Source organism: Sphingopyxis sp., assembly GCF_036675685.1.
In the GTDB taxonomy this organism is placed as follows: Bacteria; Pseudomonadota; Alphaproteobacteria; order Sphingomonadales; family Sphingomonadaceae; genus Sphingopyxis.
On sequence record NZ_JAKFEM010000022.1, the window covers coordinates 212,148 to 227,476 of the forward strand.

Annotated in this window: 17 protein-coding genes and 1 tRNA gene; 10 read left to right on the forward strand and 8 right to left on the reverse strand. The window is 63.9% G+C overall.

Annotated elements, in window-relative coordinates; translation table 11 throughout:
- On the forward strand, positions 1 to 573 hold the full coding sequence (locus V6M50_RS10365; protein ID WP_332818483.1) for a TMEM165/GDT1 family protein: 573 nt from the start codon (positions 1 to 3) through the stop codon (positions 571 to 573).
- Here V6M50_RS10365 and galE read toward each other — a convergent pair.
- The 3 genes from galE to folK all read right to left on the reverse strand — a co-directional run bounded on the left by galE (position 570) and on the right by folK (position 2,376).
- On the reverse strand, positions 570 to 1,586 hold the full coding sequence (galE, locus tag V6M50_RS10370) for a UDP-glucose 4-epimerase GalE (protein ID WP_332818484.1): 1,017 nt from the start codon (positions 1,584 to 1,586) through the stop codon (positions 570 to 572). The genes V6M50_RS10365 and galE overlap by 4 nt on opposite strands.
- 147 nt (positions 1,587 to 1,733) lie before the next feature.
- Positions 1,734 to 1,809 (reverse strand) — tRNA-Lys (locus V6M50_RS10375).
- A gap of 45 nt (positions 1,810 to 1,854) precedes the next feature.
- Positions 1,855 to 2,376 carry a 2-amino-4-hydroxy-6-hydroxymethyldihydropteridine diphosphokinase gene (gene folK, locus V6M50_RS10380; RefSeq protein ID WP_332818485.1) on the reverse strand — a complete coding sequence of 174 codons (522 nt, stop codon included), beginning with the start codon at positions 2,374 to 2,376 and terminating at the stop codon, positions 1,855 to 1,857.
- A 23-nt stretch (positions 2,377 to 2,399) separates the two neighbouring features.
- Between folK and V6M50_RS10385 the strand changes: the two genes are divergently transcribed.
- A complete protein-coding gene (locus tag V6M50_RS10385) occupies positions 2,400 to 3,089 on the forward strand; it encodes a uracil-DNA glycosylase (protein WP_332818486.1) in 690 nt (229 codons plus the stop codon).
- Here the strand turns inward: V6M50_RS10385 and V6M50_RS10390 are convergent.
- The gene (locus tag V6M50_RS10390) at positions 3,050 to 3,526 is read right to left on the reverse strand and encodes an RNA pyrophosphohydrolase (RefSeq protein ID WP_332818487.1); all 477 of its coding nucleotides are present in this window, start codon (positions 3,524 to 3,526) and stop codon (positions 3,050 to 3,052) included. The two genes, V6M50_RS10385 and V6M50_RS10390, sit on opposite strands and share 40 nt — an antisense overlap.
- Entirely contained in the window at positions 3,523 to 4,464 is a 942-nt protein-coding gene (locus V6M50_RS10395; protein WP_332818488.1) for an alpha/beta hydrolase, read from the reverse strand. The genes V6M50_RS10390 and V6M50_RS10395 overlap by 4 nt, the downstream gene beginning before the upstream one ends.
- 185 nt (positions 4,465 to 4,649) lie before the next feature.
- On the opposite strand from V6M50_RS10395, the gene V6M50_RS10400 reads away from it, so the two are divergent.
- From V6M50_RS10400 to V6M50_RS10425, 6 genes are all read left to right on the forward strand, one after another.
- Positions 4,650 to 6,512: a 2-oxoacid:acceptor oxidoreductase subunit alpha gene (locus tag V6M50_RS10400; protein ID WP_332818489.1), complete on the forward strand. Its 1,863-nt coding sequence runs from the start codon at positions 4,650 to 4,652 to the stop codon at positions 6,510 to 6,512.
- The gene (locus tag V6M50_RS10405; RefSeq protein WP_332818490.1) at positions 6,509 to 7,546 is read left to right on the forward strand and encodes a 2-oxoacid:ferredoxin oxidoreductase subunit beta; all 1,038 of its coding nucleotides are present in this window, start codon (positions 6,509 to 6,511) and stop codon (positions 7,544 to 7,546) included. The genes V6M50_RS10400 and V6M50_RS10405 overlap by 4 nt, the downstream gene beginning before the upstream one ends.
- 41 nt (positions 7,547 to 7,587) lie before the next feature.
- Positions 7,588 to 7,989, forward strand: coding sequence for a GxxExxY protein (locus V6M50_RS10410; RefSeq protein WP_332818491.1), 402 nt, complete (start codon positions 7,588 to 7,590; stop codon positions 7,987 to 7,989).
- A gap of 37 nt (positions 7,990 to 8,026) precedes the next feature.
- Positions 8,027 to 8,980 carry a metal-dependent hydrolase gene (locus V6M50_RS10415; protein WP_332818492.1) on the forward strand — a complete coding sequence of 318 codons (954 nt, stop codon included), beginning with the start codon at positions 8,027 to 8,029 and terminating at the stop codon, positions 8,978 to 8,980.
- An 86-nt stretch (positions 8,981 to 9,066) separates the two neighbouring features.
- On the forward strand, positions 9,067 to 10,347 hold the full coding sequence (locus tag V6M50_RS10420; protein WP_332818493.1) for a cyclopropane-fatty-acyl-phospholipid synthase family protein: 1,281 nt from the start codon (positions 9,067 to 9,069) through the stop codon (positions 10,345 to 10,347).
- Positions 10,348 to 10,367: 20 nt separating this feature from the next.
- Positions 10,368 to 11,543: a serine hydrolase domain-containing protein gene (locus V6M50_RS10425; RefSeq protein ID WP_332818494.1), complete on the forward strand. Its 1,176-nt coding sequence runs from the start codon at positions 10,368 to 10,370 to the stop codon at positions 11,541 to 11,543.
- Positions 11,544 to 11,633: 90 nt separating this feature from the next.
- Here the strand turns inward: V6M50_RS10425 and V6M50_RS10430 are convergent, their stop codons facing one another.
- The 3 genes from V6M50_RS10430 to purF are packed head-to-tail and all read right to left on the reverse strand — an operon-like array spanning position 11,634 to position 14,277.
- Entirely contained in the window at positions 11,634 to 12,020 is a 387-nt protein-coding gene (locus V6M50_RS10430; protein WP_332818495.1) for a hypothetical protein, read from the reverse strand.
- Between the two features lie 60 nt (positions 12,021 to 12,080).
- The gene (locus V6M50_RS10435; RefSeq protein WP_332818496.1) at positions 12,081 to 12,815 is read right to left on the reverse strand and encodes an SDR family NAD(P)-dependent oxidoreductase; all 735 of its coding nucleotides are present in this window, start codon (positions 12,813 to 12,815) and stop codon (positions 12,081 to 12,083) included.
- Between the two features lie 4 nt (positions 12,816 to 12,819).
- Positions 12,820 to 14,277, reverse strand: a complete 1,458-nt coding sequence (gene purF / locus V6M50_RS10440) for an amidophosphoribosyltransferase (protein ID WP_332818497.1) — start codon at positions 14,275 to 14,277, stop codon at positions 12,820 to 12,822.
- Between the two features lie 144 nt (positions 14,278 to 14,421).
- Between purF and hisI the strand changes: the two genes are divergently transcribed.
- Together hisI and V6M50_RS10450 are read left to right on the forward strand one after the other, a co-directional pair.
- A complete protein-coding gene (gene hisI / locus V6M50_RS10445) occupies positions 14,422 to 14,802 on the forward strand; it encodes a phosphoribosyl-AMP cyclohydrolase (protein ID WP_332818498.1) in 381 nt (126 codons plus the stop codon).
- Positions 14,786 to 15,328, forward strand: a complete 543-nt coding sequence (locus V6M50_RS10450; RefSeq protein ID WP_332818499.1) for a hypothetical protein — start codon at positions 14,786 to 14,788, stop codon at positions 15,326 to 15,328. Before hisI ends, V6M50_RS10450 begins: the two co-directional genes overlap by 17 nt.
- Position 15,329: the final 1 nt, after the last annotated feature.

Genomic DNA, 15,329 nt, shown 5'->3' on the forward strand with positions numbered 1-15,329 from the left:
ATGGAAGCCTTGTTCACCTCGACCGCGGTCGTCGCGCTCGCCGAAATCGGCGACAAGACGCAGCTGCTCGCGATTTTGCTCGCGACACGCTTCAATCGCCCGCTGCCGATCATCCTCGGCATTTTGGTCGCGACGCTCGCGAATCATGCGCTTGCGGCGCTGCTTGGCGCGCAGGCCGCCGCTTTTCTCGACAGCCCGATCTTCCGCTATGCGATCGGCGCGTCGTTCATCGCGATGGCGGCATGGACGCTGATCCCCGACAAGTTCGATGACGATGACGCGCCCAAACCGCGATTCGGGGCGTTCCTGACCACGCTGGTCGCCTTCTTTCTCGTTGAGATGGGCGACAAGACACAGGTCGCGACGATCGCGCTTGGCGCGCAATATCATGACGTCATCGCGGTGACCGCGGGAACCACGCTCGGCATGATGATCGCCAATGTGCCCGCGATTTTCCTCGGCCAGGAACTGCTGAAACGCGTCGATCTCGCGAAGGTTCGCATGGTTGCCGCAGCGCTGTTCTTCGCGATCGGCCTGTGGGTGCTGGTGCAGACGGCTGGCTGGCTGGGCTAGTCCGCGTTTCGCATCGCCAGCAGACGCTCGAAATTCCAGCTCGACAGACACATGGCATCGAGGTCGCGGCTTGCCTTCCAGCCGAGTTCGCGCTCGGCGCGCTCGGGACTCGCGAAGCAGCTGGCGACGTCGCCGTCGCGGCGCGGCGCGATGCGATAGGGGATTCGCACCCCGTTCACGCGCACGAAAGCCTCGACCATGTCGAGCACCGAATAGCCCTGTCCGGTACCGAGGTTCCAGGTCGACAGCGCCTGGTCCGTCCGGGTTATCGCGTCGAGCGCGGCGACATGGCCGTCGGCCAGGTCGACGACATGGATATAGTCGCGCACGCCAGTCCCGTCGGGCGTGTCATAGTCGCTCCCGAACACCGATAGTTCGTCGAGGCGCCCGGCGGCGACGCGGCTGATAAAGGGCATCAGATTGTTGGGAATGCCGTTCGGGTTTTCGCCGATCAGTCCGCTGTCATGCGCGCCGACCGGATTGAAATAGCGCAGGATCGCAACGCGCCATTCGGGGTCGGCGGCGGCGACATCGGCCAGCATCTGCTCGATCATCAGCTTGGTACGGCCGTAGGGATTGGTCGCCGAGGTCGGGTGGTTTTCGTCGAGCGGCAGATACTGCGGTTCGCCATAGACGGTCGCGCTCGACGAGAAGACCAAGGTCTTCACGCCGCAATCGCGCATCGCCTCGAGCAGCGTCAATGTGCCGCGAACATTATTGTCGTAATATTTGATCGGTTCGGCGACCGATTCACCGACAGCCTTGAGGCCCGCGAAATGGATCACGGCTTCGACGGCATATTCGTTCAAGACCTGGCGCAACGCGTCGCCATCGCGGATGTCGCCCTTGACCAGTGGGATCGCAGTATCGGTGATCGCTTCGAGGCGATCCATCACGGTTGCATCGCTGTTCGACAAATTGTCGAAACAGACAATTTCGTGTCCCGAGGACATAAGCGCGGCGGCTACGTGACTGCCGATATATCCCGCGCCGCCCGTCAGAAGAATCTTCATTCGTTGCCTAGCCTCCATTCGAGCGACGATGCCTTTGGCCGCTCGCTCTATTCTATCTGGGACGCACTACCAACCATTGCCCGCGCTATTGGCGCCCGGTGCGACAAGTCGCACGGAAATCGCGGCGTCCGACAGGTAAGATGGAGATGGTGAGCCCTGCTGGGTTCGAACCAGCGACCTACTGATTAAAAGTCAGTTGCTCTACCGACTGAGCTAAGGGCCCATCCCGGCGCCCTGAATATCGCGGCGCGCAAAATGAGCCGTCGCCCTAGTGCGGCGAAGCGGCGCGGTCAACCGGCTTTGCCCGCACGAGACGCGCCGCCATTTGCCGGACCGTGTGACTGTTCAGCGGGTGGCGCCAGTCGGGGGCGATCGCGCGTAGCGGACCGAGTACGAAATCGCGTGTCGTCAGCGCAGGATGCGGAATATTCAGTGCCGCGTCGGACCAGGCGCCGCCCGACCAGAGCAAGATGTCGAGATCGAGTGTCCGCGCGCTCCAGCGCTGGCCGGTGCGGCGTCCGAACGCGGCCTCGATCGCCTGCAGCCGCTCGAGCATCTCGGGCGGGCTCAGCGGCGAGGCGACGAGCGCCACCGCGTTGGCATAGCGGCGGCGTGACGGGCCGAGCGGCGCGCTGGCGATGATCGGGCTGGCATCAACGGCTTCGATGTCGTCGCTTTCGAGCGCGGCGAGCGCCGCCATCAGCACCTGCCGGGGGTCGCCGAACCGAACATGGCGACGGTTCGAGCCGAGGCTGATCGCATAAAGGGGAAGCGGCGTTGCGTTGCTCATGCGCCCGCGCCTATCGCAGATGCGTGGAGATTGTAAGCCCATTGCCCGGCACCGAGCCGCCCCGCGACTGTCCCCGCTGCCCGCGACTGGTCGCGCTCCGCCGCGAATGCCAGGCCGAGCATCCTGATTGGTGGAATGCGCCGGTCTATGCCTTTGGTGATCCCGACGCCTGGCTCGCGTTGGCGGGCCTCGCGCCCGGCAAGCACGGCGCCAACCGTACCGGCCGCCCGTTCACCGGCGACTATGCCGGTGACTTGCTGTTCGCGACGCTTGCCGAATTCGGGCTGAGCAGGGGGCATTACGACAGCCGCGTCGACGATGGGCTGACGCTTGACGGCGCAATCATCGTCAACAGCGTCAAATGCCTGCCGCCGCAGAACAAACCGACGCCTGTGGAAATCGTCACTTGCCGGCCATTTTTTGAAGCGCAATTGGCTGCATTGCCGAAGGTCCGCGTAATCGTCGCGCTAGGCCGGATCGCGCATGATGCCGCACTGCGCGCAGCGGGCGAGCGGCTTGCGGCGCATCCCTTTGCGCATGGCGCGGTACATCGGCTTTCCGATGGGCGCCGCTTGATCGACAGCTATCATTGTTCGCGCTACAACACGAACACCGGACGCCTGACGCCCGAAATGTTCGCCGATGTCTTTCGCACCGCGCTGGGGCTGAAGGATCAGACGAGCGGGCCGAATTCCTCGACCAGCCCGCGATAAAGTACGCGCTTGAAGGGCACGATCAGTTTCTCGATCTCGTCGAGTTCGGCCCATTTCCAGGCGCGAAACTCCTGGTGCCTGGTGTGGATATTGACGTCGCTGTCTTCGCCCATGAAGCGCATCAGGAACCAATGCTGGCGCTGGCCGCGATATTTGCCGCCCCACATCTTGCCGATCAGATGGTCAGGCAGATCATAGAAATATTCCTCGCGGCTGCGCGCGATGATTTCGACCAGCCCACCGTGGATGCCGGTTTCTTCGCCCAGCTCGCGGATCGCCGCTTCCTCGGGGTTCTCGCCGTCATCGATCCCGCCCTGCGGCATCTGCCACGCCTCGCTCGTCGTATCGAGTCGCTGGCCGACGAAGATGCGGCCGTCGCGGTTCGCCAGCATCACCCCGGCGCAGGGGCGATAGGGAAGGGCGCTATGGTCGATCATGCGCTGGCTTCGGCGACGATCGCCTTCAGAACCCCCAGGGCACTGCGGATGTCGTCCTTCGCGCTCGGGATGCCTTGCGACAGGTTGATATAGCCATGGATATTGCCTGTCGCCTCGCGATAGGTCGTCGGCACACCCGCCTCGACCAGCTTGGCGGCATAGGCGCGGCCCTGGTCGCGCAGCGGATCCAGCCCGGCGGTGACGAGCAGCGTCGGCGGCAGGCCCTCGGCCGGGAAATCGAGCGGAGCGGCGCGATAGTCGGCGGGGTCCGCCGCATAATGATTGCCGAACCAGGTCATGCTGCCCTGCGTCAGCAGATGGCCTTCGCCGAAATCGCGGTAGCTCTGCCAATCGTCGTGCGTCGTGACCGCGGGGTAGATCGGATGAATCGCGATGACCGGTTTCGAAGCTGGCGTGTCGCGGAGCGTCAGCGCGGTGGCGATGGTGAGGTTGCCGCCGGCGCTCTCGCCTGACAGGACCAGCCCGGTGCACGGAATATTGTCGGCGACCCAGCGCGTCGCGGCCTCGCAATCGTCGGGCGCGGCGGGGAAGGGATGTTCGGGCGCGAGGCGATAATCGACCGCGATCACCGGCATGTCGAGCTGGCGCGCGGCTTCGGCGCAATAGGGATCGTGCGTGTCGAGGTCGCCGATCACCCAGCCGCCGCCGTGATAGAAGACCATCACCGGTCCGACTTCGCGGTCGGGGCGGTTGTCATAGATCCGGATTCGAATCTCGCCCGCAGCGCCGGGGATCGTCCGATCCTCGACCTTTGCAATCTCGCCGCGCGGAACGTCGGCAAGTTGGCCCATCACCCGGAACATCTCACGCCCACCCTCGGGCGGCATATCTTCCATCTTGGGCCCCTCCTGCGCGTTGAGGAAGGCGAGGAACGCCGCCACATCGGGGCGCGTATAATGGGTGGTGCCGTCGGTCATCCTGTCTGGTCCCTCGCTATTTTCTTTGTGCCGCTATTCGGCATCGCGGCGGATAATTCAATGGCAATTGGCAACCCAATCGGGCGTTTGAAGTTTGCAGCGCACAATTTTTTCTGAATTGCGGCTTCGCGCCCACAGGCCTAGGCCAATGTCACAGGTTCGCAAGATTCAAGGCAGAAGAGAAAATGGCGACAGCGGTAGTGGACGTAACCGACAAACGGTCGTCCCCCCTTTCGGATGCGGTAGTAGTCAGGTTTGCCGGAGACAGTGGCGACGGAATGCAGCTGACCGGCGGTCAGTTTACGCTGTCGTCGGCGCTCGCGGGCAACGACTTTGCGACTTTCCCCGATTTCCCTGCCGAAATCCGCGCGCCGCAGGGCACGTTGTTCGGCGTGTCGGCGTTCCAGATCAATTTCGGATCGTCGGCGATCGATACCGCGGGCGACGCGCCCGACGTGCTCGTCGCGATGAACCCCGCGGCGCTCAAGACCAATGTCCCGTCGCTCAAGCAGGGCGGGCTGATCATCGCCGACGAGGGCGAATTCAACGACCGGAATCTCGCCAAGGCGAAATATGCGGCGAACCCGCTCGACGACGGCAGCCTCGCGAAGTGGCAGCTGCTCAAGCTTAACATCAGCCAGCTGACGATGGATGCCGTGAAGCCCTTCGGGCTCGGCAACAAGGAAGCGCTGCGCTGCAAGAATATGTGGACGCTGGGGCTCGCGCTCTGGATGTTCGACCGCGACCGCGCGCCGCTGGTCGACTGGCTTAACGCAAAGTTCGCGAAAGCGCCCGACCTCGCCGCCGCCAATATCGCCGCGCTCAACGCCGGGCACGCCTATGGCGAGACCGCCGAGCTCGCGGGGCCGCTCAAGCAGCATCATGTCGATCCCGCGCCCGTCGCGCCGGGCCTCTACCGTACGCTGACGGGTGCCGAGGGCATCGCGCTCGGCCTCGTCGCGGGTGCGCAGCTGGCGAAGCTGCCGATGTTCTTCGGCGGCTATCCAATCACCCCGGCATCGGCGATCCTGCATCATCTGTCGCGGCTCAAGGAATATGACGTCACGACCTTCCAGGCCGAGGACGAAATCGCCGCGATCTGCTCGGCGATCGGCGCGAGCTATGGCGGCTCGCTCGGCGTCACCAGTTCGTCGGGTCCGGGCATCGCGCTGAAGGGCGAGGCGATGGGCCTCGCGATCATGACCGAGCTGCCGCTCGTCATCGTCAACTCGCAGCGCGGCGGCCCCTCGACCGGCCTGCCCACCAAGACCGAGCAATCGGATCTGTATCAGGCGGTCTATGGCCGCAACGGCGACGCGCCGATGCCCGTCATCGCCGCGCGCTCGCCCGGCGACGCGTTCGAATGCGCGATCGAGGCGGTGCGGGTCGCGGTGCAATATATGACGCCCGTGATGCTGCTGACCGACGGTTATATCGCCAATGCCGCCGAACCGTGGGCGGTGCCCGACCTGACGACCTACGAAGCCTTCCCGGTCGAATTCCTCACCGAAGTGCCCGAAGGCGGCTTCAAGCCCTATGGCCGCGACGAAAAGCTCAAGCGTCCGTGGGTCAAGCCCGGCACGCCCGGCCTGCTCCACCGCATCGGCGGGATCGAGAAGGAACTCGACACCGGGCACATCAATTACGAGGCGTCGAACCACCAGGCGATGACCGACATCCGCAAGGCCAAGATCGACGGCATCAAGGTTCCTGACCAGGTCGTCGAACTCGGCGCCGAAGGCGGCAAGCTCGCGATCGTCGGTTGGGGCTCGACCTTCGGCCCGATCCATCAGGCAGTGCGCCGCAAGCGCGCCGAGGGGCAGGACGTCAGCCACATCCACATCCGCCATATCTGGCCGCTGCCCGCCAATCTTGGCGAGTTGCTCAAAAGTTATGACAAGGTCGTCGTGCCCGAAATGAACACCGGCCAGCTCAAGACCGTGCTGCGCGACCAGTATCTGATCGACGCCAAACCGGTGAACAAGGTGTCGGGCCAGCCCTTCACCATCGCCGAGATCGAAGCCGCCATCGAGGAGGCATTGAAGTGAATCAGGTAACCCCCATCGCCCGCGCGACCACGCTGAAAGACTGGGAAACCGATCAGGAAGTTCGCTGGTGTCCCGGCTGCGGCGACTATGCAATTCTCAAAGCCGTGCAGCGCACGATGCCCGAGATCGGCACGACGCCCGAAAACACCGTGTTCGTCAGCGGCATCGGCTGCTCGTCGCGTTTCCCCTATTATATGGAAACCTATGGCTTCCACACGATCCACGGCCGCGCGCCGGCGTTCGCGACGGGGCTGAAGCTCGCCAATCCGGACCTCGACATCTGGATCGTCACCGGCGACGGCGACGGGCTGTCGATCGGCGGCAACCACACGATGCACCTGATCCGCCGCAATCTCGATTGCCAGATCATGCTGTTCAACAACGAGATTTACGGGCTGACCAAGGGGCAATATTCGCCGACCAGCCGAGTCGGGACTACCAGTCCCTCGACACCTTATGGCTCGGTCGACCGTCCGGCGCAGCCCGCAGCTTTCGCGCTCGGTGCGGGTGCGCGTTTCGTTGCTCGCGGGTTCGATGTGTCGAAGGAACTGCCGAATGTGCTGAAGGCGGCGCACGCACACAAGGGTGCGGCATTTATCGAGATTTTCCAGAACTGTATCGTCTATAACAAAGATGTGTTCGAGGATTTTGCGGCGCCAAAGGGCGCCGAGGATCGCCAGCTGTGGCTCCAGAATGGAGAACCGATGCTGTTCGCCAAGGGCACCAAGGGCATCGCGCTCGATGCCGAGGCGCTCCACCTCAAGACCGTCGATGTCGTCGATGGCGACTGGCAGGCCGCCGGGGTAATCGTCCATGACGTCACCAACCGCAGCGTCGCGCACATGCTTGTCGAAATGCGCTTCGGCGAATTCCCGATGGCGCTCGGCGTCCTCTACGACGACCCGCGTCCGACTTTCGAAGCCGACGTCTGGCGCCAGAACCAGGCCGCGGCCGAAGGCAAGACCGCCGACCTGCAGAGCCTGCTCAAGAAGGGGCAGACCTGGACGGTGACCGAAGGCGGTCCCGAGCTTTAGGGATAGCGGATCTCACACAAAGGCACGAAGGCACAAAGGGGTTGTCGCTCGATATCGAAGCTATCGCGCGAACGACGATTGACTGCGGCTTTCATTTGCATCGCGATCTTGGACCGGGACTTCTCGAATCGGTCTATGAAATTCTGATGGCCGAAGCGCTCCGCGATGCCGGTTTGAATGTAGAGCGGCAAGCAGCTGTTCCCATTGCATATAAGAATATAGTCATCGACAACGCTTTTCGCATCGACCTTCTTGTCGAACGGCAACTGGTTGTTGAGCTGAAATCCGTGGAGCGAATGGCTCCTGTGCACGGCAAACAATTACTTACCTATTTGCGCCTGCTGGAACTGCCACTCGGTCTGTTAATCAATTTCGGGCAGGAGACATTTCGCGATGGTGTGAAGCGCGTCGCCAACAATTATTTTGCCTCCTCCCGGCAATGACTCTTTGTGCCTTCGTGCCTTTGTGTGAGACAGATTCATGGACAATCTGACTCACAGTCTCGTCGGTGCCCTTCTTGGCCAGATGGGGCTCAAGAAAAAGACCGGCCTTGCCATCCCGACGCTGATCCTCGCGGCGAACCTGCCCGATATCGATGCGGGCTGCGCGATTTACGGGATCGAATCGCTGTCGATGCGGCGCGGGATCACGCATGGGCCGATCGCGCTCATTCTGCTTCCGCTCCTGTTGTGGGCGCTGATGTTGGCCTTCGATCGCTGGCAGGAACGGCGCGGCAAGCGGCCGCCGGGGCGATTGCCCGTCCACAAGGGCTGGTTGCTCGCGCTCGCCACTATCGGCTGCCTCAGCCATCCGGCGCTCGACTGGCTCAACAATTACGGCATTCGGCTGCTCGAACCCTTCAGCCATCGCTGGTTTTACGGCGACACGCTGTTCATCATTGATCTGTGGATATGGGTCGCACTCGCGGTTTCGATCTGGCTGTCATTCCGGCGCGAACGAAGCGGGATGGCGAACTGGCAGCGCCCGGCGTGGATCGGCTTCACCGCGGTTTGCGCCTATGTTTTCGTCAACGGCGTGATCACCGGTGCCGCCGAACGCATGGCGACGGGCGCCTTGCAAGCCGGTGGGCATAGGAACCCGCTCGTCGTTGCCAGCCCGCCGCCCTTCGCCTTCTGGAAGCGCGACATCTTCTGGCGCTCGGCGGAGCGGTACGGCACCGCGCATTTCGTGCCGGGGGTCGGCGGCGACATCGATATTCGGGGCGCGCCAATCGGCATGGACGACCCGCGTCTTGCGACATGGGTGAAGGGCGATCCCGCCGCGCGCGCTTTCCTTTTCTGGGCGCGGATGCCGGTTGCGCAGGCGGATGGCGACGCGATCCTGCTGCGCGATCAACGTTTCATGCACCCGCTCGCGCAGGACCGGTTCCAGGTTCGACTGACCGCGCCGGACACCGCGAGTCATCCCGAATGATCTCGCTCTGCGCCCCGTCCGGTGACGTCATGGTGGCATATCGCAACTGATTGTCAGCGGCCTGAGTTTGGGGCAGGAAGGCAGTGATGAACACGCACGTCAGCCCCCGCCGCGGTAAGGAACTGCTCCGCGCCGACCGTGCCTATCGCACGGGTGGGGGAATGGCGCGGCTGATCGCGCTGGCACCCGCGAGCCTCTTTCATCGCATGCTCGACCGGATCGACGCGGGGCTCGCGCTCGGCACGATCGAAAGCCATTTGCCCGACGGCAGCGTGCGGCTGCTCGGCGGCCGCGGCAAGGGGCCGGCGGCGGTTGTCCACCTCCATAGCTGGGCAGCACTCGCCCGGCTCGCGCTGTCGGGCTCGGTGGGTTGGTATCGCGCGCGGGAAGCGGGCGAATGGTCCTCGCCCGACCCTGTCCCGCTGTTCGACCTGTTCATGCGCAACGGCGAATCGCTCGGCAATGTCGGCCGCGCGCACGGTCCGTGGCGCTGGCTCAACAAGGCGATCCATGCGCTCCACCGCAACGATCGTCGCGGTGCCAAGCGAAACATCCATGCCCACTATGATTTGGGCAATGATTTCTATCGCTTGTGGCTCGATCAAGCCATGAACTATTCGAGCGCGCTGTTCACCGATCCGGGGCAATCACTGGAGGAAGCCCAAGCGGCAAAGGTCGATGCGATCCTCGACCGGCTCGACCTGCGTTCGGGTAGCCGCTTGCTCGAAATCGGCTGCGGCTGGGGTGCGCTCGCCGAGCGTGCGGTCGAACGCCACGACGTGCTCTATACCGGGATCACCCTGTCGCCGGCACAGGCCGAGGTCGCCGATGCGCGATTGGCCGCCGTCGACCTGTCGGGACGCTCGCACATCGAAATCTGCGATTATCGCGATGCCAAGGGCCCTTATGATGCGATCGCCAGCGTCGAAATGGTCGAAGCGGTGGGGCAGGAATATTGGCCGGCGTATCTCGATGCGATCGCGCGGTTGCTGCGGCCCGGGGGCAAGGCGGCGATCCAGTATATCCTGATCAACGACGCGCTGTTCGAACGCTATGCGGCGAGCAGCGACTTTATCCAGGCCTATGTCTTCCCGGGCGGCTGCCTGGTTTCGGAAAGCCGGTTCCGCGCGCTGGCGGAAGAGCGCGGCCTCGCATGGCGCGACGTCCACCGGTTCGGCGGCGACTATGCCGAAACACTGCGCCAGTGGCGCGAGCGTTTCGACGCGGTGGTTTCGGCGAACGAGCTGCCGTCAGGTTTCGACGACCGCTTCGTCAGGCTCTGGCGCTATTATCTGCAATATTGCGAAGGAGGCTTTCGCGGCGGCGGCATCGACGTCGCGCAAGTCACGCTCGAAAAGACAGCCTGAAAACAGGGGAAAGGAAGCATATGCGACGATTTTTGGCGACGGTGCTGCTGTGCACCGCGGCGGCGGGGTGCAACGCGCCCGCATCGACCCAGACGACCGACAAACTGCCAAAGGATCTGAATGTGCTGTTCTGGACCCAGGATCAACGCGACGCCGCCTTCCGCACGATGGAAACCGTCCCCAAGGTGGTGGTGAACACGGTCGAGGCGGGCGACGTCGTCTATCCGCTGCCGCAGGGCCAGCCGCTCGATCTCGGCTCGGACATCGACGCCTATATGGCGAAACAGCGCAACGCCGGGCTGGTCATTGTTCAGGACGGCAAGATCCGCCTGGAAAAATATGCGCTTGGCTATGGCGCTGCGGGGCGCTGGACGAGCTTTTCGGTTGCGAAGAGCTTCACCTCGACCCTTGTCGGCGCGGCGGTCAAGGATGGCTATATCAAGAGCCTCGACGACAAGATCACCGTCTATATTCCGGGTCTCAAGGGCTCGGCCTATGACGACGTCAGTGTCCGCCAGCTGCTGACGATGACGTCGGGGGTCAAATGGAACGAGGATTATACCGATCCCAAGTCCGACGTCGCGCAGTTCGGCCTGCAAAAACCCGTCGCGGGCGAAGACATAACCGTCAGCTATATGAAGACCTTGCCGCGCGAAGCACCCGCGGGGTCGAAGTGGGTGTACAAGACCGGCGAGACCAATTTGATCGGCGTGCTCGTGTCGAGCGCGACGGGCAAGACGCTGTCGACCTATCTGTCCGAAAAGGTCTGGAAGCCCTTCGGGATGGAGCAGGATGCGGTGTGGATGCTCGGCGCGACGGGGCACGAGATCAGTGGCTGCTGCATGTCGGCGAGCCTCAAGGATTATGCACGCTTCGGTCAGTTCATCCTGAATGGCGGTGTGGCGGACGGCAAGAAGGTGCTGCCCGACGACTGGCTGCCCTCTGCAACCACGAAGCAGGCGGGGATCGACCTGCCGGGCCGCGGTTACGGTTATCAATGGTGGACCAACGACGACGGTAGCTTCGCCGCGCAGGGTATTTTCGGTCAGGGCATCTTCATCGATCCCAAACGCAAGCTGGTGATCGCGTCGAACGGCAACTGGCCGACCGCGACCGATCCAGAAGGTGTCGGCGCGGCGCGCGAAGCGTTCTACAAGGGGGTGCAGGCGGCGGTGGATAAGGAAGCGGCCAACTAAGGTTCGCCACCTCACCAACCCTCGTCACCCCGGCGTAGGCCGGGGCCTCACCGTCGAGATCCCGGCCTACGCCGGAATGACAAAATTGGGTTAATCGAGCGCGATGGCCGTCGCGCGCTGGGCCAGCCACACCGCGGCGAGTGGGATGACGGCGCCCAGCACCATGATCCACCAGCTGTCGGCGAGCGTGACGGCGCGATATAGCGCCGCGCCGATCACCGCGCCGGCGACGATCCAGCCCGCGCCCGTACCGGCCGAAACGCGCATCGCGAACCAGGCGCCGGCAAAGGTGCCGATGAACCAGCCGAAGATCAGCGCGATCGTCGACCCGATCGGGATCAGGACTTCACCGTTGTTCGGGTCATAGACGTCGGGAGAAAATTCGCTGCCGGCATATTGCGCCAGCCAGATCAGCCCGAAAGCGACGACGATGCCGATCACCGCGGCAATCGCCGTTCGCAAAATATCCTTGGTCATTCCCGCGCCCTCGCAAACCCTCTTATGCGGGTCTCTTAGCGCAGGAAACCAAAGATGGCGTTAAGCTTTTTCCATGACCTTCGGCAGTGCATGGAAGGCGGTGCTGTCGAAGCCTTGCACCATCAGATTGGCGACAAATTCGCCGACCGCGACGGGGTCCTTGATGCTCTGCGGATCCTCGCCGGGATAGGCGCGCGCGCGCATCTGCGTTCGTGTGCCGCCGGGGTCGAGGATCGCGGTGCGCACGGTCGAAATATTGCGCATTTCGGCGCCATAGCTGGTGACGAGGGTTTCGAATGCCGCTTTCGATGCGGCATAGGCGCCCCAATAGGCACGCGGCTCGCGCGCGACGCCGCTCGATAGTGCGAGCAGGCGGCCGTTCGCGGCGCGGCGGAGCAGCGGATCGAAATTGGCGATCAACGCCTGCTGCGCGATCAGATTGAGCGTCAGCAGCTTGTTGAACTCCTTGCCGTCGATCGCGGCTACCGGGGTCAGCGTACCGAGCATCGCGGCGTTGAGCACGAGCATGTCGAGCTGCTGCCAGCGTTCGGCCATCGCGCTCGCCAGCCGGGCGATGCTGTCACCGTCGGTGAGGTCGAGCGGGGCGATCGTCGCGGCGCCGCCGGCTTCGTGGATGCGGTCCTCGAGTTCCTCGAGCCCGCCCGCAGTGCGCGCGGTGATCACCACATGCGCGCCGCGTGCGGCGAGCGCCTCGGCGATGGCTTCGCCGATGCCGCGGCTTGCCCCGGTGACAAGGGCGACTTGCCCCGCCAGTTCCTCAGTCTTCGTAGTCATTGTGTTAGACAACTCGTTCGGCAAGCAGCGAAAATTGGTCTTCCAGTCCATGCTCGTCGAAATCGGTCAGCGTGGTCGGATAGTCGCCGGTAAAGCAGGCGTCGCAATATTGCGGGGCGTCGTCGCTGCGCTTGGCTTCACCGAGCGCGCGATAAAGGCCGTCGATCGAGACGAAGGACAGGCTGTCGGCGTTGATGAAGTTCGCCATCTGGCCGACCGTCATCTGCGCCGCGAGCAGCTTGGCGCGTTCGGGGGTGTCGACGCCATAGAAGCAGCTGTGCTGGGTCGGTGGGCTCGCGATGCGCATATGCACTTCGGTCGCGCCGGCATCGCGCATCATCTGCACGATCTTGAGGCTGGTCGTGCCGCGCACGATCGAATCGTCGATCAGCACGATGCGCTTGCCCGCGATCAGCGCGCGATTGGCATTGTGTTTCAGCTTGACGCCAAGATGGCGAACCTTGTCGCCCGGCTGGATAAAGGTACGCCCGACATAGTGCGAGCGGATGATGCCAAGCTCGAACGGAATGCCCGATTCCTGCGCATAGCCGATCGCCGCAGGCGTGCCCGAATCGGGGACCGGGATGACGAGGTCTGCATCGACCGGGTTTTCGCGCGCGAGTTCGGCGCCGATCGCCTTGCGGACCGAATAGACGCTGGTCCCATCGACGATCGAATCGGGGCGCGAGAAATAGACATATTCGAAGATGCACGGGCGCGCCGACTGGTCAGCGAAGGGTCGGTGCGAGGTCAGCTGGCCTTCGCGGATGATGACGAGCTCGCCCGGCTCGACCGAGCGCACGAATTCGGCGCCGACGACATCGAGCGCGACGGTTTCGGACGCTAGGATATGCGCATCGCCGAGCTTGCCGATCACGAGCGGGCGGATGCCGAGCGGATCGCGGCAACCGATCATCCCTTCGGCGGTCAGGCAGATCAGCGAATAGGCGCCCTCGACCTGCTTCAGCGCGTCGATGAACCGGTCGATCAGCGAACGGTAGCTCGACGTCGCGACGAGGTGGATGATCACCTCGGTATCGCTCGTCGACTGAAAGATCGAACCGCGGCGGACGAGGACCTTCTTGAGCGCCGTGGCGTTCGAGATATTGCCGTTGTGCGCCACAGCGAAACCGCCGGTCGACAGGTCGGCGAACAGCGGCTGGACGTTGCGCAGTGCGGTCTCGCCCGTCGTCGAGTAGCGGACATGGCCGACCGACGACCCGCCCTGCAGCTGGCGCATGATGTCGTCGCGGTCGAAATTGCCCGCGACATGGCCCATCGCGCGGTGGGTATGGAATTCCTTGCCGTCGAAGGCCGTGATGCCCGCGGCTTCCTGTCCGCGGTGCTGCAGGGCATGGAGGCCCAATGCGACAACTGCGGCGGCGCTATCGGCGCCATGAATACCAAAGACGCCGCACTCCTCGCGGAGTTTGTCGTCGTCGAAAGGGTGGGTCGTCAGCATGTCATTCCAGGGGCAGGGGGGCAGTGACTGGGGCGCATATAGGGACGGCAATCGCAAATGTCGCCCCCCTTAATCACGATATTGTCATGAAGCGTGCGAAGCACCGCGTGACAGCGGCTCCAATCCTGCTCTAAAGCGCGGTTTATGGATGATCAACGCGACACGACCGACCGATTTCTCCCGCGTTTCGACGCCGCCGGGCTGGTGACCGCGATCGTCGTCGATGCGGATAGCCATGCCCTGCTGATGGTCGCGCATATGAACGCCGAAGCGATCGACCGGACCCGCGAGACCGGGCAGGCGCATTTCTGGTCGCGCTCGCGCTCCGCGCTGTGGCGCAAGGGCGAGACGTCGGGCAACGGCCTGACGCTGGTGGAGATGCGGGTCGATTGCGATCAGGACGCGCTCCTTCTGCGCGTGAGGCCGGCGGGTCCTGCTTGCCACACCGGTCGCCGATCGTGTTTCTATCGCCGCGTCGAGGGCGACGGCAGCCTGACTTTCCTGACCGATGATGCGCAGGGCTAGCTTCGCACCGCTTCTAGCGGCGCTGCTGCTGGCGGGGTGCGGGCGGCCCGCTCCCGATGGCGGCGCGAAGGGCGCCGCCGCCGACAATCCGCTCGAGGTTGCGGCGCGCGAACGCGGTGTCGTTCGTCCCGAAGCATCGACACCGACCGGCGTATTCGAGCGCACCCACGATCTCGGCCGCGATGCGATGTGCGTCATTCCCGACGGCGCGGGTCGGTGGCGCTTTGCCGTCACCGCCGCCTTCGGTCCGGGATTGTCCTGCACCGCGACCGGGACGATGGCGCGCGAGGACGGCGGCTGGCGGATGCGTTTTGCCGGTGCCGACGGCTGCGACGCTCTGGTGCGCGAGCAAGAGGACGAACTGCAACTGCCCGGAAGCCTGCCCTCGCGATGCGCCCGCCTCTGCCCCGATCGCGCCTCGCTGTCCGGTTTGCGCCTGCCGCGCGCGAGCTGGTCGGCTGCCGATGCAAGGGGCTTGCGGATGGCCGATCGGCAGGGCAATATGCAGCGTCCTTGCGGGGGCTGAC